The organism is Nitrincola salilacus, from assembly GCF_046271865.1.
In the GTDB taxonomy this organism is placed as follows: Bacteria; Pseudomonadota; Gammaproteobacteria; order Pseudomonadales; family Balneatricaceae; genus Nitrincola; species Nitrincola salilacus.
The window spans coordinates 4,786,884-4,803,585 of sequence record NZ_CP176580.1; the positions used below are offsets into that span (position 1 = coordinate 4,786,884).

A 16,702-nucleotide genomic window follows, 5' to 3' on the forward strand; every position below is an offset into this window, starting at 1 on the left:
GACCAATAACAACAAATGAGGAATCTCATGATGGCTGGCAAACCTTTCCTGAAAGCCGCTCTGGCTGCTGTCGTTGCGGTAGGGCTTACTTCCACCGCTGTGGCGTCTACTGAGTGGGACATGCCGACACCGTATGGCGATCGCACTTTCCATACCGTTAATATACGTGAATTTGCAGAAGATGTTTCGGCTCGCACGGATGGGGAGTTGAAGATCAACGTTCACTCCAATGGCTCACTGATCGGCCATGCCGAGATCAAGAACTCAGTACGCCGTGGCATCGTACCGATGGGCGAGCTGATCATGTCTCGTCTGGCGAATGAAAACTCTATTTTTGATGTCGACTCTGTTCCTTATCTGGCTTCCAACTATGACGATGCCTGGTCCCTGTGGGAGGCGTCTCGCGAAATCATTTCCGAAGAACTGAGTAAACAGCGTCTGCGTCTGCTGTTTGCCGTGCCCTGGCCACCACAGGGTCTGTATACCCAGAAAGAGATCAATGAGCTGGATGATCTGCGCAACCTGAAAATGCGTGCTTACAACACCTCCAGTGAGCGCTTCTCCCAGTTGGTGAATGCGGTTCCGACCCAGATCGAGGTGCCGGATATTCCAACCGCTTTCAGCACCGGCCGCGTCGATGCAATGATGACCTCTCCCGCAACAGGTGCCGATACCAAGGCATGGGATTATCTGACCCACTTCAACCACACTCAGCTGTGGTTGCCCAAGAACATGGTAATCGTCAATGATGAGGCTTTCTCACGCCTTGATCCTGCTGTACAGCAGGCGGTGCTGGATGCTGCAGAAGAAGCAGAGCGTCGTGGCTGGGAGATGAGCAAGCAGGAGACTGAGCAGGCACTGGCAGTATTGAAAGAAAATGGCATCATCGTTTCTGAACCCTCACCTGCGCTGTCTGACGCGCTGAAGGAGATCGGTAAGGCGATGGCAGATGAATGGGTCGAGCAGGCGGGTGAGCAGGGGCGTCAGATCCTGCAGAACTACATCATGCAGAACTGATTCCTCTCATCTGTGAATAGCCCCCGGTCTCAGCTGGAAGCCGGGGGCGCTTTCTGCCAGCTACGGTGAATCACCATGCGTTATCGACTGACACCTTTATATAAAGCCGGTGCTTATGGCTCGGTTATATGCCTCTGCCTGATCTGTGGAATGATCACGGCCCAGATTCTGGGTCGCATGGCAGACAAATTCATGGTCTGGATCGGACAGGACAGTCTGGGTCTTGCGATACCGGGCCTATCTGAGATTTCCGGGTTTCTGCTGGTCGGGGCCAGCTTTCTTGGCCTGGCCTATACCTTCGTCAATGGCGGACATATCCGTGTCACGCTGCTGATCAGCCATCTATCACCCACTATACGGGTTTTTCTTGAGCTCTGGTGTCTGAGTCTTGCGCTGCTGCTGTGCGGTTTTCTGGCCTGGTATACCTTCTGGCTCGTGGATGACAGTATCGCCTTCAATGAGGTCTCCTACGGCATACTCAGGATACCCCTGTGGATTCCGCAAAGCGGTATGTTGCTGGGCATATTAATGCTCTGTGTGGCGCTGTTTGAAGCCTGGCTTCAGGTTGCCATCACAGCCTTCACCCGACCTGCCGAATTCATCATCGATGACAGTGGTCACGAATAAGAGCGGAGACTGATTATGTTATTCATGATGCTGGTGCTGACTGTGGCACTGTTTGTTCTGCTGGGTACAGGTGTCTGGGTGGCTTTTGCCCTGCTGGGACTCGGCTGGCTGGGGATCAGCCAGTTCACATCGATTCCGGTCGGCGACATGATGGCGTCGGATATCTGGAGTGCAAGCTACAGCTGGGAGCTGACGGCACTGCCGATGTTTATCTGGATGGGTGAAATCCTGTTCCGTTCACGTCTGGCTGAGGATATGTTCACCGGACTCTCACCCTGGATGCAACGTATCCCGGGCCGCTTGTTGCATACCAACGTGATCGGTTGCGGTTTGTTTGCGGCCGTATCTGGCTCCTCTGCCGCGACCTGTGCGACCATGGGCAAGATGACCATCCCTGAACTCAAACGCCGAGGTTACGATGATAAACTGGTGCTGGGAACGCTGGCGGGATCTGCAACGCTTGGACTGTTGATTCCTCCCTCGATCATTCTGATTGTATTTGCGGTGGCAACGGATCAATCCATTGCACGTCTTTTCGTGGCGGGTATCTTTCCCGGTCTGATGCTGATCGCATTGTTTGCCGCTTATCTGATGATCTGGTCCTGGCGCAATCCGGATAAGGTACCACCGGCTGATCCGGTGATGTCGTTCCGGGAAAAATTGTATAGATCGCGACGTCTGATACCGATGATGGCTTTGATTGTCGGTGTTATCGGCTCTATCTATGCCGGTTTTGCGTCCCCAACTGAAGCCGCTGCCATCGGTGTGGTACTGTCTCTGATACTGGCTTTTTGCAATGGAGCGCTGAGCTGGAGCACTTTTATGGAGGCTGCTCTGGGAGCAGTGAAAACCTCCTGCATGATCGCCTTTATCCTGGCCGGTGCCTCCTTCCTGACGGCAGCGATGGGTTTCACCCGCATGCCAAGTGAGCTGGCTTCGCTGATTGCGACGATGGATCTGTCGCCGTTCATGCTGCTGGCGGTTCTTACGCTGTTCTTCATCGTGCTGGGATGTTTCCTGGATGGGATCTCCGTGGTGGTACTGACAACCTCAATCATGTTGCCAATGGTTGAGGCTGCCGGTATCGATCTGATCTGGTTCGGAATCTATCTGGTGATCGTGGTCGAGATGTCGCAGATCACACCACCGGTTGGGTTTAACCTGTTCGTTTTGCAGGGTATGACCGGGAAAAATATCCTGCATATCGCCAAAGCAGCCTTACCCTTCTTCTTCCTGATGCTGCTGGGTGTTATCCTGATAAGCTTGTTCCCGCAGATAGTCACCTTTCTGCCAGATGCCATGGGTAATCGTTGATGACACAGGAAAAACACAGCCGTCGTGTGGTTGATCCACGTGGCCCGATCGTCTCGTCCGAACATCTGTCGCGCAGTGCGCAAGAGCTGTCGGAGTTTGAATTCGGTCTGATCATATCCAGCCACGCATTCAACCGCTGGATGGTTCGCTGCATGACGGCTGTTGGTTTTCCTGAACTGGGTTCGCTGGATATTCTGGTGCTGCACAGCATCAATCATCGTGAGCGTGCCAAGCGCCTGTCGGATATCTGTCTGGTGTTGAATGTTGAAGACAGCCATACCGTCAGTTATGCATTGAAAAAGCTGGCTAAACTAGGCCTCATAGAGGGCGAGAAGATGGGCAAGGAGTCCTTCTTCAGAACCACGGATGAGGGCCGCAAGGTCTGTACCAGCTATGCAGAGATCCGAGAGGCCTGTTTGATCGAATCTCTGGCATCGCTCGGTATTGCTCGAGAGGATATGCATCAGATAGCCAGTACGTTGCGTGCTATCTCTGGCTTGTATGATCAGGCGGCACGCTCGGCGGCCTCGCTGTAGTGGATCAGTAACAACAGCGAAGCATTTGTCAGTCAGATGCTTCGCTTCCTGCCTTGACCCAACCATCCTGCTGTTCAACCACCTCATATCTGGCCCACAGACGAAACCCTTCCAGTGAGCTGCTACCTGTTTCACCTTTATTTGTACCGGCCAGGGTGCGATATATCACGTTGGCAGATCTCCCGGATCTCAGTGTGATCACCTGACGTATGCCCCAGCTCTTTCCCAGCTTGCCGTTGCTGTAACAGCGACCGGCGCGTATCTGATCAGGGTGCACCGGATGGTTGGCAGAGTGCTGATGCGCAAGCTCTAAAAGCTCTGCCATCTGCTCAGCCGTAATATCCAGATAGGAGTCGGTCTGCTCCAGTGCTGCGGCAAAATCCTCACGAGTCAGTTCGAAATGATCCTGCTGATTGTTTCCAGACCGACTGACCTCATGCCTGCGCATCAGTCCTGCGGGATAGCGCCGCCATGCAAACAGTGCATTGAACAGAAAAGCGACCAGTAAAAGTGTCATTACATTCATCAATACCGGAGTAATCAGATAGCCATAGCCCAGGGTATAGACCTGATCACCTCCGATCACTGCAATCATGGATGTCGCACCTGCCGGTGGGTGCAGGCAGCGGAGGTATTGCATGGCAGCCATTGCTGTGGCGGCAGCCAGTGCCGGTGTCCACCAGGTGATGGGAAACAGCTTGTGGCAGGTTACGCCGATGGCTGCTGCCAGCAAGTGCCCGCCCAATACCGGCCAGGGTTGAGAGAAAACACCATGCGGAGAGCCAAACAACAAAATGGCAGTGGCGCCCATGGACGCAATCATCAACAGGGAGCTCTGATCAGCCAGATACCATTCCGAGATCTCATACACAGCCAGTAGCCCCAGCAATGCGCCTGATATGGATATCAGCTTCTCAGCGTGAGAAGTGGTATTGGGTTGAATGCCGAGGATCTGGCGCAGCAGAGTGTTCAAAGCCGACTCACCTGAGTGATTGGATGTTTGATACAGCCCATATGCTAGCTTGTGCGCAAGCTGCAGGCAAACCGGCTGTCAGTACATCATGACCCTTTGCGTTGGATCAATGCAAAGGGTCTGAGAAAGGTCTAGTATGGTCTTGAGCTAAATCTGATACACAAGGAAGCTGAAAATGGTAGAAAAACACGATCTGATCCATGAACTGCCCGAGTTTCGTGAGCAGATTCACCAGATGAAAATGGACAACGCACATTTTGCCAAACTGTTTGATGAGTACCATCAGCACGATCACGAAGTGCGTCGTATTGAAAACGGTGTCGAAGTGAGCAGCGATGAATATATCGAAAACCTGAAAAAACAGCGGTTGAGCCTGAAAGATCAGCTCTTCGCGATGCTGAAGAGCGATGAAGCTTCAGTCTGATCCGAATAAGTGCCCGGTAACGGGCACATTCTCCTACCTTACTTCTCTCCTTTAATGACGCTTTGCCAGCAGCATCTGTAACTTTTTCGGTAACAGACTTTGAATTCTGCGGTTGATGCGTTCTTCATGTTTTTGCCAGAGTATGCCAAGCCAGATAATGCCGAGACCGATCACAGTCAGTATAAATGGAAACAGAATACTGTCCTGGAAGACGTTATAGGCCAGGTGTCCGAGATAGGTGGCAGCACCCAGTGCCCCGAATACGACGAAAACACGGCGCGACAGGACGGCTCCGATCAGAATCATGCCCAGGTTGATGCAGAAGTAGATAAACTTGTTCAGCTCGCTGTCGGATGAGAGCAGTGTCATACCGCTCCAGAAAGTGATCACGCCAAACAGATAGAGCCAGAAGGCAAAATCCTGACGGCGGGTAGTACGGACATCGATCCAGAAGGCGAGCAGCGTCATCAGTAGTCCGAACCAGATGGAAGTCAGTTTGCGCAGCTCCCAGTTATAGTCCAGATCGTTAAACAGAAAAGGCACCAGATCCATGCTCATGTACCAGAGCGTGACGGCAATCGGCATCACCAGAAAAGCCAGACGATAGCGCCAGAGCAGGATAGTACCGACCGCCAGAGTACTCAGTTCCATGATCAGCCAGCGCCAGTCGATCCAGCGGTGTAGATCACGATAGAAACGCCCCTCTGCCCAGAGTCCAAGACCATTTTGCAAACCATAGATAGCCAAGGGTGTCAGCACCAGCACAAAAGTGGCTGTGATACCGGCCGGAATCGGCAAGCGCTTGCTATAGAGCAGATGCTCGGTCAGCCACAGGCCAGCGACGGCATAGGCGAGCGCAATAAATAGCAGCCCCCAACCACCGAAGCTCTCCCAGCCGAGTGTCATGAACAAGGTCATGGCACCGATGGCCAGCATGCCTCCCAGATAATAGAGGATATGGGTAAAGCGAAACCCGGGTGTGTCTTGAGATGCCTGGTTCAGAAACGCCCAGAGCGCCTGTACTTGTTGTTCGCTGATAATGCCCTGCTGGCTGGCCTCATCAAGTAGGCCTCGATTCAGTTTCATGGCCACTCCTTGTGCTAATATCTATTTTTATATTGTCTACTTTACCCTGTAGAGGTCGCGATGATGGAGCAAATGGTTGAACATCAGATGGAGTATAACCGCTTTCTGCTGACACAGGATGGTCATGATTGTGTGCTCGAGTATCAGATCTCGGATGATCAGATCAACTTCAGCAGCACCTACGTGCCCCCTGAACTGCGCAACCATGGGCTGGCAGAAAAACTGGTCAGAGCCGGATTGAAGTGGGCCAGAGATAATGGCTATCAGATCACGGCTACCTGCTGGTATGTGCAGAAGTTTCTGCACTGACAGAACTCCTGGCGCTTCTACCTGTCATAGGGTTAAGCCATTACGTATTACTTTCGGAGTTTACTCATGCGATCACCTTCAATCATTCTGGCGGCTTTTCTGAGCAGTGTAGTATTGACCAGCACAGCAAATGCTGAATCTGTCATGCAGGTATACAAGAGCGAGTTCTGTGGTTGCTGCAAAGACTGGATTACCCATGTCGAGTCTGCTGGCATCAAGGTTGAAGCCGTGAATATTGATGATCTTAATGGCAAGAAGGCAGAGTTGGGACTTCCTCAGGAGTTGTCTTCCTGCCATACCGGCGTTATTGATGGCTATCTGGTAGAAGGTCATGTTCCGGCAGATGATATACTTCGATTGCTGAGAGAGCGGCCAGCAATCAAGGGGCTCTCAGTACCTGGCATGCCTCATGGTTCACCGGGTATGGAAACCGGACGCCTGGATCATTACAAGGTGTTTGCGTTTGACCAGACCGGTAAGCAGCCAGAAGTCTGGTCGGAATATAATCAGTAGCTACTTAGACGTTTCCTGGTTGCCTGCATGCCGTGCCAGCGTCAGGCAGCGCTGGCGTAGTTCCTCTCCCTCAGCAGAGCTTGCGAATCCCGGTCGGTCCAAACGTTGAAGCAAGTAGGTGAAGCCCAGCACTCCCAAACGTTGTTGCCAGTCACCACCTACCAGCATTTCTACCCGCTCGCCAGGTACACCGCGCAGAAGCCTTGCCAAGTCAAAGCCCACTGGCAGATAGCCCCAGCGATCCCAGTCGATCAGCGCGATGGTGTCTCTCTTGGCATCAACCAGCACGTTGTTTCGGTGCAAATCGCCATGGGACAGTACCCGAGGTAGGCGCCACAAAGTGGTCAATAGCCATAGCAGGAAGCGTCGCTCTCCTGGTGCACGGGGGGATCGGAGGCCATCGCTCAGGCCTCCGAGCAACTGCTTTCTTAGCAGTGTGCCTTTGTGGCTGCGTCTGCCCAGTGTTTTACGCTGTTCCTCACCGGCGTCCTGTAGGCGTTTGAGCTCCTCTATCACCCGAGGTATCCAGCACTCCCAGCCAGGTCCGTATTGATCCAGAGTCACCCCGGTGCAATAGTCGAAAATCTGTACCAGTCGACCGTCAATATTCAAGGTTTTGTGTAGTGCTGGACAGGAGATCGCCGCTGGGGTGAGTACAAGCAAGTGGAAGCGAGTCAGGTCCGCAGCTTCACGATAGTCCGTATTCAGACGCACCACCCGTTCAGGCTGATCGTGTGTTGCAAGTACTGTGGCAACTACCTGACCCACTTGGCCAAGTAATGGACGAAAGTGATCGAAATTAAGCTCAGACTTCAGGGCTGCGATAGCTGCATACTCAGGATGAGTATCGGCCAGGGCTGCGGGCAGCCAGTTTTGGGATTGGGGGGCTAAATATAACCAGGGACTGTTGTGTAGAGGAATACCCTGTAGGGTTGTTACCCGTACGATATCTCCAGACGCAAACTGCACGGGCGCTTGGAAGCCCACAAGGCCATCTTCCGAGTGTCCTGCTGCCTGAACGTCGAGGCGCTGATCTTGACAGTGCAGAGTACAGCAGGGTTTGCCGTTAATGCTAACCAAAACCCAGGACTCAGGACACCAGCCAGCCAGTCCATCGCTCCAAACTCGATCCAGATAGCCAATCTTCACACTGCTTACAATCCTATTTGTGCCACTGTGCCGACATGGCAATGCCGATGTTATTTTCCTATACAGAAACCAAAAATATAAAACCAATAGCTGATTTCGGCGCGCACTTAGAGTGCTGCTTTTTGATAACTGCATCATTCTGATGCGTCATCGACAGAGTGTCGACTGTAACTGGCGATATCTCATATCAACGGTCGATTAAGCATTTAGAGTTTGTTAATTGAATCGCTTCAAATTCATCATCTACAAACCAACCACTGTCTTTAATTCGTGCCAGGGCTGCTACAGGGTTGGATGACCAGAGTACAAGAGCAAGTGACTCTTCCGCTCTGCTACAGGTAACGTAAAGTAACCGCAACGTGCGGTCGATGGTCGTTTCTTTATCTTCGATTACGTTATCTTTATCTCTTTTGCTAAGTTCTACACCACCAAAGATTTTGTCGTAACAAAACAGGTTGCCGCCAGCTAACTTGTCATCCATCACAATCATGACATGAGGAAATTCTGAGCCCTTGACGACTTGGTGAGTTGCCAGTGAAGAATTCCCGGCTAGGTATATGCGGTACTTTTGTAGCTGATTCCAAGGTGAGGAGAGTAGCGCGTACCAACCTCTGCGCATCCGATCCTGTTTGGATTCTTCTCCTCTACCAGGTGCTGGAGGTGGGAGGGACATGTCCGCATATGCAGCCAGGAGGCGATGATCAATCTCAAACAGCTTTGCTCTCAAGACTGGTTCAAGTATCTCTCGCACGGTTGAAATCGGATTTGCACAAGAGGTGGCGAAAGCTTTAATAGCTTGAAGTATTTCGTCGACGCGGCTTGCTCGCTCTACGGTATTTTCGGACATACCATCGAGGCAGCCGTAGCGTCTAAAAACCTCCGTGACCTTGAACTCATTAACGGCACCATCGCTACCAACGCACGCTTCTAGCTCAGCAAGCTCGTTCAATAAAAACTGTACAACTGCGGGCCCTTTGTTTTCGCCACTGCCACTAGGTGCAGCAGCGTTCGGGTCAAGCAGAGCCATGGCACTAAATACATCAAGAAAAGAACCGCGTGCTGCGACAAGTTTGTGCTCCAGTGCGAGCAATTTGTATGTACCTTGGCTCCAAACCTCTGACCCGCTCGCCTTCCACATTTGATATGCACACCAACGTTCACCGATAACCTTATCTTCTGTAGAAAGCTTCGTGTCACCTACGTATAGTCGAACAAGGCCGCCTGTCTTCTCTGTTCTGGGATGCTGTTTTGAGCCATTCGCAGGTTTGGCTCTACCTTCGAGCTTTGCTTCCCAAATGGTGTTAATGAGGGTAACGATCCTACGTTGACTACGATGATTCATTTGCAGTTCTGGTGTAGCCCAGCTCTCAGGCACTAAGCTCGGAAGATCCGAATGCCCATCGTTATAGATGCGCTGTCGATGGTCTCCGAGTAAGCCAATAGTCAGACCACTTCCTCGTGGTTCTGCAAGGCTCATTAAGGCATCCAACATGCCTTTCATTGTGTCCTGTGACTCATCAATAAGTACTATAGGATATCGATCTTTAAGGATAGTCTGGAGTGTAGGTCTGTTCTTGAGGAGCCAAGCCGTTACGTCAAGGACATGCTGGTGGGTAAGCGCTCCGGAGCCATAAGTCTCGCGATCCGGATGGTAGATAAAGACATCCGTTTCTCTAAGTGCCGTTATGGCGTCTTCTATTTCTTCCAGATCTCGCTGTTTTGCTGGTGTAATCCCCTTTGGCTTTGCTCGTGCTTCCGCAGTTTTATTTTCAAGTTGAGCTTCCTTTATTGCTATGAGAGCTGTTTGGATGTCTTCGTTGAATCCACTAATGAGCTCCCAGCAAAATGCGTGGATTGTAGATACCCCTACCAAGTCATTATTCCCGAGGCGTCCGTTAATGACCGCAACCGCGTTTTTCGTGTATGTGATCACTCGTATTGAGCGCCCATACATACGCAGGCGTCTGGCAAGTAGCCCCCCTTTTTCGTGTTTCACCACCCCTGTCATCCGACGTAGCACCTCTACTAGAGTTCGTGTCTTCCCTGAACCTGCCCCTGCGAAAAGGAAGTAGCTTCGCGGGGGCTCCTCAGTGAGGTGGCCGCAGATTTCTTCGACAACCCCTGCATCACGATCGTTGTCTGCACTAATAGGGAGTGTGCTCATTCTATCGGTCCTTGGTTTGGTTTGGCTTGAGCTGCTCCTGCAACCAAGTCAAGGCATCCGCAATGTATTTTGGACATTTGACATCTTCACCTGAAGAGACCATTTCAAAGATGCTTGCGGCGAAGTCCCCTTTATTGAAAGAGTTGTGCATGAGAGTGTGAAGTGCACCTAGCAGCTCTTGAGAGCTACTGGCTTCAGCAGCCCTTTTTGCTACAGAGCCAAGAGCCCCTTTCGGCGTTTCAATCTCCATTCCATCCTCATCGGGCTTCTCATCCATCAGCCCTTTGAACCAAGATACATTCGTGAGGACCAGCGAGTCTTCAAATGTGCTAGGCCAGCTGTCGTCAGCTTCAGTGATAGGTAACTGCCAAGCGAAACGCACGGGGCAATCTTCGATTTCATTCCACACCAACTGATCATTTGTCGGAGCCTTGAAATTATCGAGTTGTTGCAGCTTCGGATGCCAGCCACGTAAGGTTGGGTTACCGCATTGAAGTCCTGTTTGTCCGGTGTTTGCAACAGCGTTGAGTTTCTTGGTCGGCTCGCCATCTTTCTTAGGCTTACCGTCCTTTTCTTCAGATGGGTCGATGTCGGTAATGATGACTGTAGGAATCCGGAGCTTTTCGATGAGTGGCTTGAGTCGGTGGGCATGGCTCCCACCAATATCCAAGAAGGACACGTAGCGACTGTGTAGAGCCTTGAAGTCGCGCTCAATGAAGAGTGGTACCAGCATACGCTCTGCAAGGCCCTCAACGAAAATTGCAGCGTTGGCAAACAGCAAGTCCGTGTGTTGAACGCGGAAGTAGCGTTCAGCGAACTGGCGGGTCTTTTTGTCATTACCAAAGACCTCTGCAAGGTTGACCACCTCTGTCGTTGGCATGGAGGTAACCGTACTCTTTGCTATGCGGCGAACATACCGGAGCCGGTCAAAATTTTCTGCATGGGCGAGATGACTTGAATGAGTGCTTATAAGTAATTGGCTTTTCAGGCTCGAAGCGTCCTTCGCAGTCGGGCTGATGAGTTTGTGCGCCTTACCTGGAAAGATGCGCTGCACCTGAACATGGAGGTGCGCCTCAGGTTCTTCAATCATTACTAAGTGAACGGGTACAGGAGAACCTTTTTCAGGCTTGAGCCGGGCTGCTCTAAAGGAAACCAGTTGATAGCTAAGGGACTGTAAATTTTGGTAGCCGAGCCCTATGGAGTATTCAGGTAAGAGCTCCTCGAGAGACTCCTTTTGCATGCTGTACTGGACTGCAGTCCCATGGTCAAGCAGATCCGCCGTTTGGATACGAGTGCGGAAACGAATCTCTTGGGGGTCATGCAGGCCTGGATAGCCAAGCTCTTTCACTTCCTTAACCGAATCAGCGATCGCTTCATGAATTTTCTTATCTAAGTCTCTCTGAGCTTCAGCTACAGCCTTAATAAGGTCTGCACGCTGGCCATGTCCGGAGCTGGCAACATTTAAGTGCTGTCGTGCAAATCTAAGAAGTTGGTTTGAAAACATGCCGACTTGGTGTGATCCAGAGGCTGACCGTGAATCAGACTCTTCGCCCCCGAGTCCACGCTGAGCTGCGATGAAATCAACGCGAATCAATCTCGAAAGGTACTTGAGCTCAATCGGGTTGGCACCTATAGAGAGCGTTTGAGTATTGTAGGTATCAAGGCCTGTTACTGGGTTGTTATCAGCATCTAGCTTGTATGCGCGAACTTGCCCGAGTTTTGACGGCTCACGCAACCAGTAATCAAGGATATCCATGGGCCACGCTAGCGAGTCATCCCCCATATCTTTTATCGGCAAACGCGTAGTATGGTAAGCCCAGGCTAATTGCTTGAGCTCATCAATGTTTGTTGCTGGCTCTAGTCGCAGGCGAACTCCGACCGCGCCTCCTTCCCAGCTGAATTTGGAAAGCAACGGTGTAACATAGTGATACATGCCAGCATCTGCATCGAACCATAGATCCAACGTTGGCATGGCCTCAAGCAGTATCTGGAGCTGCCTTTTCCACGGTTCTTCTGGCCCGGAAGCTGTCGAAGGATCTTCGGTCAGCACTTCCCAAGCTTTGCCAAGAGCTCGCAACTTTGACCATTGCGAGAGGCTGATGTCGAAAGCTCCGAAAGGAGCCCGATCAGCAAGAAAGTGACGTAGGGCCACAAGAATTGATGTTTTTCCGCTATTGTTAGCACCGACTAGGATTGTGGTTTCTTGATCTATGTTCAGTTGAACTTTGCCCAACCTACGAAACTGACATAGCTCTATAAATCGAAGCTTGATTCCGCTGGATTCAACTGTTACTGGCATTGATACGCCTCCATGCGAAGCATTGGGATGCTCTGTTCGCAAGTATTTGATAGGTGAGCAATTATATATACCTTTAATTATAATATCCCACACCGTTATAAGGTGTATATGTTAGTTTTAACCATGCTGCTAGGGCAAAGTGCTGTCAATAGGATAGGTGGATGATTTCAATGGCAAGAAAGCAGAATTGGGACTTCCACAGGTGCTGGCATCCTGTCTACCGGAAAGATCAGACCGCCCTTCTGATTGAAGGGCATGTCCCGGCTGGCGATATACTTCGATTGCTGAAAGAGAAGCCAGCAATCAAGGGGCTCTCAGTACCCGGCATGCCTCATGGCTCGCCGGGTATGGAAACCGGACGCCAGGATCATTACAAGGTGTTTGCGTTTGACCAGGAGGGACAACAACCGGTGGTTTGGTCGGAGTATAATCCTCAGTAAGCTCCATAAGTGGCAACTAAGATAGATATCATCTCATTGATCTGTAATGAGTATTTATCCAATACTTCTTGTGTAATGGTCTCCGCAGTAGGTTTGATACGCTCTTGCTTCACCTAGCCAGTTTAACCCAAGGCAGGTCACATTATGCCAATGTGCGCCGCATGATTTCAAAACGCGTATTAGCAATCAATTCGACTGCTTCGCCTGACTGATCATCTCCTTCATACAATATCTCAATATCCCTACGGGTACCCGCGTGAATAATAACAGAAGCGGCAATCTGGAGGGCTTTCATACACTTCTTCGAGCGAAGCCACTGTTTGAGGATCGCGAAAATATCCTCTTTGCTACGGCCATTGCCGAGATGACGATCAACCCAGTGATCAAGCCAATGTGGCCTGTCATATGTGAGTTCCTTGTCAAGTTCGGCAAATAAATGGCAATCATCCAGGCCAACCCGCTCTTTCCATTCTCCCAATCGTGAGTCGAGATATTCACGGCGCAGTCCTATCCATCCTTTCTCACTACATACTTCCCAGAATTGATGGATTGAAGAGTCCGAGAGGTAATCAAGATAAGGAATGAGCGCTTGAATCTGTTCAATACGTGTTACTCCTGCGCGTCCCGTAGTTCTGATCCCAAAGTGCCTGTCGATATGATTAAACATGTCTTTTGGAACCGGACACTCTCGGATCGTCTCATCAACCATCGTCAATAAGCGCGGTGTGGCTGCATAAAGTGCGGTTTGCACATAATGTGGCGAGAACCTCAGGAACTCCCAGTGCTTGAGTAGCATAGTCTCAAGTACTGCGATATCTTGCTCCATTATCAATTTAGAAATAATCCATGCAGACTTCGGAGAATCTCCCCAAGTTGGATTTATAGACTTTTGCTGTCGATCTAGATATTCATGGAGTGTTGCAGTTAGAGAGTCGGACCAGATATGCCGCGCTGAGCACCACCAGTAGCCATGCTGATCATCGTCGGTCAGGAGCTTTTTGACAAATGCTGGTATGGCTTCCTGATCTTTTCTCTCAAGCCGTGCTCTGAGTATGCAGTCTGCTAGTTCGCCAGAGTCCTCCTGAGACCTAAGGAGCTGGATATCTTCAGGGGCAATTGTCGCGTCCCATAGCCCGAATGCATGCTTTCGCAAATGTTTGTCGTGGACTTTGTCAGTCCAAATTTCCTGCAGTCGCGCACGGGATTGCACAGACATCGTAATGTTTCGCTCTCTCTGCCAACGCCAATGGCCCTTCACTGTGCTCTGGAAAATATCTAAACCATTCGTTCCTTCCCATTCTCTCGATCTATCGGCCATGTACTCTACGAGGTAATTAACCGCTTCCGGTTGATCCATCCCATGGAGCATGTATGTGATAGGCCAGCGCAGATCTTCACTGGAAGCGCGCTGTATAAAGAATTTTAAAGCTGGTTCAGGCAGAGACCTCCAAAACGCCCAAGCAACATTGTGGGCAGCTAATGAGTTCCGAGCCGAGGGCATGCCGTTACTTTCCTCTTCGTCTGGCAGCACCGCCCATACATCGCAAATTGGAGAAAGTAGCCTCTCGGTTTGATCACCTCCGCACTGCGCAGCAGCCCAGAGATAGTCTTCTAAATGTTCCCCCCTATGAGCGTCGGAGTTCCAGCAGACTTCGATTGCTTGAGCTAAGACTGTATCAGCCAGATGACCAGCTAAACGAAGTGCTCCAACGATAGTCATATCGTTAAGCTGGTGGCTTTTGAGAAGTGTCACGAGCTCCTTCGTGAATTGAGGGCCAAAATTAAGCTTTGCATGCTCTATCGCCAGGTCTCGCCAAAGTGCTCCGGTTCCTGGCTCTATCGAAGCGCATAATCTTACTCCAGATGCCAAATCACCATTACGTAGCCCCGCGATATCTTTAACCAACGAACGGCTCTTAAGTTTGGGCAGAATTTTGAGAACATATGATGACTGAGTCTCAGATAGCACGCCTAGCACAGCATGTCTCAAGTTATGGCAAGCGGGCGAATGAGATGTTATGTCTTCTAGCCAGTCGTCTATGGCCCTAATTACCTCATTGTGTAAAGGAGATGAAGGCTCTCGAAATGACTGTAAGGCGTGGAAGAGTGCGAGCGGATTCAGTTCCCTAACTTGCTCTGCTACAGACATGGGTATGTCACTGTTCGCCAGCGCTGCTCCAATAACACCCGCAAAATAGGGATCTGAAAATGTATCCTTATCAAGGACATCGTTTTTCATGACAGAAGCTGCTGCATCAGCCAGAAGCCAATTCCGGACGCGATCATGTCGGAAGACGATATGTGAGTCTTGGTTGGACTGTGTGAGGCGGATCACTTCACCAGATTTCACTTGCTCTCGCAAGGATGCTAGTGAAACTCCAGAATTGCTGAGCCAAGAGCAGACATCAGCCCATTTAGGGCTCATTTGCTTGTGCCTCAACATCATCCACGCAAGAGCGCGAAGGGATGCAAGGTGCTCATTGGCCACGTAAGCCCCTGTTTGTGAAACACGCTCGGCACTTTGCAAGACAAAAGCTGCAATAACGTCAGTTGGTGCTGTGAGTTTTAGATCGTGCAAGCCAATCAGCAGGGGGTCATAGCCAAGGGTTTTGGCGATTAAATCAGCATCAAGTTCCGATAAGTCGCTGTTTTCATAGGCTGCTCTCTTTAATAAGGCAGCGCGGGCTTCTTCAGGAGTAAAGGTACTTAATCGGCGCGTTAGCGGCTCTGTACGCTTGCGAGCGTCGTCTCCAAGTCCGCTGAGCAGCTCAGGCCATATTGGGCACATGACACGCCAGCTTGTTCGTTGATTATTGGCGTTTAAGCTTTGAGACCACTTCACTAGCCGTTCAATAAGTAGCGCACATTGTCCAGATCTCGAGATATCTTCCACTGTCATCAGAAGCGGTAAACCTGCCGTACTCAGAGCGAGAGCTTGCGAGCCTTCACCTTCAGCAAGAGAGGGGTGAAGCTGACGAAGCGTGGCATCAATGGCTTGCTCCAACGTTATTGAAACTGCCAGAACCTCATGAGGAAGAACCAGACAGCAACCACCTGAAGTAAAGTGGTTCGCTAACTGCTGGTAGCATGCAACGCTTTTTCCAAAACCAGACTCTCCAGCAAGAAATCCAAGAGGAACAGGCAGGCTCTCAATCACTATATCGGCGCTGGTCCGCGCTATCTGCTCCTTTTCCCTGACAGGAGGCTGATAAGCGTCAAGGCTCTTCTTTCCCAATTCTCGCAGCAGGTCAATCGACAGCCTCTCCTGAGTTATACCAAGGTATTTCTTTCTCAGCCATTGTCCATTGGCGTTGTGATCAAGGAAGTCAGCAATACGAGAGCGGGACCATATATCCAACATAATCTTGTGGGCGCCCGCCACACGCTCGACCTCACGGGTTACTTCTTGCGGCGGCTCTTCATTTGTGGTCAAAGCAAGTGTAACAAGTAGGTTGGGCGTCTTCTTTCGTTCGTCTTCAGCAATAGACGCAGCTTTAAGTAGATCACCAGGTTCCGCAGCTGATTTGCTGCCTTTCCGAGTCTTAACCGTTCTCGGGTCAAGGAGCCATTTCTTTCTGAGATTTACTTGTTTGTAGGTTGTGTGATGAACAATCACCATGTGCCTTGGGTCAGCATTTGGTGCAAACGAAATGGCATCAACGGGTGATTTAACCGGTTTGCCTTCCGCGTTCGTTCCTGGCTGAGTCAGATTACAATAGAGGTCAGGACGAGCCTCTCGAAGTACTGCTGCAGCCAGATGTTCAAACAATCCTGTATCCGTAATCTGCGATAGCGCTAGTGCAGTCTCGTTAAAATGACTCATGCTTTTCGTGCCACCTTCCTCAGGTTCT

The 16,702-nt window shown here is 50.7% G+C and carries 14 protein-coding genes; 8 read left to right on the forward strand and 6 right to left on the reverse strand.

Features of this window, described 5'->3' with window-relative positions:
* The first annotated feature begins 27 nt into the window (after nt 1-27).
* The 4 genes from ACK3CJ_RS22065 (at nt 28) to ACK3CJ_RS22080 (ending at nt 3,494) form a co-directional block, all read left to right on the forward strand.
* Complete coding sequence (locus tag ACK3CJ_RS22065; RefSeq protein ID WP_409524344.1) at nt 28-1,017, forward strand: TRAP transporter substrate-binding protein; 990 nt, start codon at nt 28-30, stop codon at nt 1,015-1,017.
* 75 nt (nt 1,018-1,092) lie between these two features.
* Nucleotides 1,093-1,644: a TRAP transporter small permease gene (locus ACK3CJ_RS22070; protein WP_409524345.1), complete on the forward strand. Its 552-nt coding sequence runs from the start codon at nt 1,093-1,095 to the stop codon at nt 1,642-1,644.
* A 15-nt stretch (nt 1,645-1,659) separates the two neighbouring features.
* The gene (locus tag ACK3CJ_RS22075) at nt 1,660-2,958 is read left to right on the forward strand and encodes a TRAP transporter large permease (protein ID WP_409524346.1); all 1,299 of its coding nucleotides are present in this window, start codon (nt 1,660-1,662) and stop codon (nt 2,956-2,958) included.
* On the forward strand, nt 2,958-3,494 hold the full coding sequence (locus ACK3CJ_RS22080) for a winged helix DNA-binding protein (RefSeq protein ID WP_409524347.1): 537 nt from the start codon (nt 2,958-2,960) through the stop codon (nt 3,492-3,494). Before ACK3CJ_RS22075 ends, ACK3CJ_RS22080 begins: the two co-directional genes overlap by 1 nt.
* Nucleotides 3,495-3,522: 28 nt before the next feature.
* On the opposite strand, the gene ACK3CJ_RS22085 is transcribed toward ACK3CJ_RS22080, so the two are convergent.
* Nucleotides 3,523-4,467 (reverse strand): HPP family protein, encoded by a 945-nt coding sequence (locus tag ACK3CJ_RS22085; RefSeq protein WP_409524348.1) that lies wholly within the window; start codon nt 4,465-4,467, stop codon nt 3,523-3,525.
* Between the two features lie 175 nt (nt 4,468-4,642).
* On the opposite strand from ACK3CJ_RS22085, the gene ACK3CJ_RS22090 reads away from it, so the two are divergent.
* A complete protein-coding gene (locus ACK3CJ_RS22090) occupies nt 4,643-4,891 on the forward strand; it encodes a YdcH family protein (protein ID WP_409524349.1) in 249 nt (82 codons plus the stop codon).
* A 51-nt stretch (nt 4,892-4,942) separates the two neighbouring features.
* On the opposite strand, the gene ACK3CJ_RS22095 is transcribed toward ACK3CJ_RS22090, so the two are convergent.
* Nucleotides 4,943-5,977, reverse strand: coding sequence for a DUF2157 domain-containing protein (locus tag ACK3CJ_RS22095; RefSeq protein ID WP_409524350.1), 1,035 nt, complete (start codon nt 5,975-5,977; stop codon nt 4,943-4,945).
* A 60-nt stretch (nt 5,978-6,037) separates the two neighbouring features.
* On the opposite strand from ACK3CJ_RS22095, the gene ACK3CJ_RS22100 reads away from it, so the two are divergent.
* Both ACK3CJ_RS22100 and ACK3CJ_RS22105 read left to right on the forward strand, forming a co-directional pair.
* A complete protein-coding gene (locus tag ACK3CJ_RS22100) occupies nt 6,038-6,286 on the forward strand; it encodes a GNAT family N-acetyltransferase (protein WP_409524351.1) in 249 nt (82 codons plus the stop codon).
* 66 nt (nt 6,287-6,352) lie between these two features.
* A complete protein-coding gene (locus ACK3CJ_RS22105) occupies nt 6,353-6,799 on the forward strand; it encodes a DUF411 domain-containing protein (protein WP_409524352.1) in 447 nt (148 codons plus the stop codon).
* On the opposite strand, the gene ACK3CJ_RS22110 is transcribed toward ACK3CJ_RS22105, so the two are convergent.
* The 3 genes from ACK3CJ_RS22110 to ACK3CJ_RS22120 form a co-directional block, all read right to left on the reverse strand.
* Nucleotides 6,800-7,948, reverse strand: a complete 1,149-nt coding sequence (locus tag ACK3CJ_RS22110; protein WP_409524353.1) for an aminoglycoside phosphotransferase family protein — start codon at nt 7,946-7,948, stop codon at nt 6,800-6,802.
* Nucleotides 7,949-8,135: 187 nt separating this feature from the next.
* A complete protein-coding gene (locus ACK3CJ_RS22115) occupies nt 8,136-10,112 on the reverse strand; it encodes a UvrD-helicase domain-containing protein (RefSeq protein WP_409524354.1) in 1,977 nt (658 codons plus the stop codon).
* Between the two features lies 1 nt (nt 10,113).
* A complete protein-coding gene (locus tag ACK3CJ_RS22120; RefSeq protein ID WP_409524355.1) occupies nt 10,114-12,411 on the reverse strand; it encodes an AAA family ATPase in 2,298 nt (765 codons plus the stop codon).
* Nucleotides 12,412-12,581: 170 nt separating this feature from the next.
* Between ACK3CJ_RS22120 and ACK3CJ_RS22125 the strand changes: the two genes are divergently transcribed.
* Complete coding sequence (locus ACK3CJ_RS22125; RefSeq protein ID WP_409524356.1) at nt 12,582-12,851, forward strand: DUF411 domain-containing protein; 270 nt, start codon at nt 12,582-12,584, stop codon at nt 12,849-12,851.
* 142 nt (nt 12,852-12,993) lie between these two features.
* On the opposite strand, the gene ACK3CJ_RS22130 is transcribed toward ACK3CJ_RS22125, so the two are convergent.
* The gene (locus ACK3CJ_RS22130) at nt 12,994-16,674 is read right to left on the reverse strand and encodes a hypothetical protein (RefSeq protein ID WP_409524357.1); all 3,681 of its coding nucleotides are present in this window, start codon (nt 16,672-16,674) and stop codon (nt 12,994-12,996) included.
* Nucleotides 16,675-16,702 lie beyond the last annotated feature (28 nt).

Excerpts from the sequence above, each read along its gene's own strand:
- ACK3CJ_RS22065 (WP_409524344.1), top strand. The coding sequence starts at position 28 with ATGATGGCTGGCAAACCTTTCCTGAAAGCCGCTCTGGCTGCTGTCGTT.
- ACK3CJ_RS22070 (WP_409524345.1), top strand. The coding sequence starts at position 1,093 with ATGCGTTATCGACTGACACCTTTATATAAAGCCGGTGCTTATGGCTCG.
- ACK3CJ_RS22075 (WP_409524346.1), top strand. The coding sequence starts at position 1,660 with ATGTTATTCATGATGCTGGTGCTGACTGTGGCACTGTTTGTTCTGCTG.
- ACK3CJ_RS22080 (WP_409524347.1), top strand. The coding sequence starts at position 2,958 with ATGACACAGGAAAAACACAGCCGTCGTGTGGTTGATCCACGTGGCCCG.
- ACK3CJ_RS22090 (WP_409524349.1), top strand. The coding sequence starts at position 4,643 with ATGGTAGAAAAACACGATCTGATCCATGAACTGCCCGAGTTTCGTGAG.
- ACK3CJ_RS22095 (WP_409524350.1), bottom strand. The coding sequence starts at position 5,977 with ATGAAACTGAATCGAGGCCTACTTGATGAGGCCAGCCAGCAGGGCATT.
- ACK3CJ_RS22100 (WP_409524351.1), top strand. The coding sequence starts at position 6,038 with ATGATGGAGCAAATGGTTGAACATCAGATGGAGTATAACCGCTTTCTG.
- ACK3CJ_RS22105 (WP_409524352.1), top strand. The coding sequence starts at position 6,353 with ATGCGATCACCTTCAATCATTCTGGCGGCTTTTCTGAGCAGTGTAGTA.
- ACK3CJ_RS22115 (WP_409524354.1), bottom strand. The coding sequence starts at position 10,112 with ATGAGCACACTCCCTATTAGTGCAGACAACGATCGTGATGCAGGGGTT.
- ACK3CJ_RS22120 (WP_409524355.1), bottom strand. The coding sequence starts at position 12,411 with ATGCCAGTAACAGTTGAATCCAGCGGAATCAAGCTTCGATTTATAGAG.
- ACK3CJ_RS22125 (WP_409524356.1), top strand. The coding sequence starts at position 12,582 with ATGGCAAGAAAGCAGAATTGGGACTTCCACAGGTGCTGGCATCCTGTC.
- ACK3CJ_RS22130 (WP_409524357.1), bottom strand. The coding sequence starts at position 16,674 with ATGAGTCATTTTAACGAGACTGCACTAGCGCTATCGCAGATTACGGAT.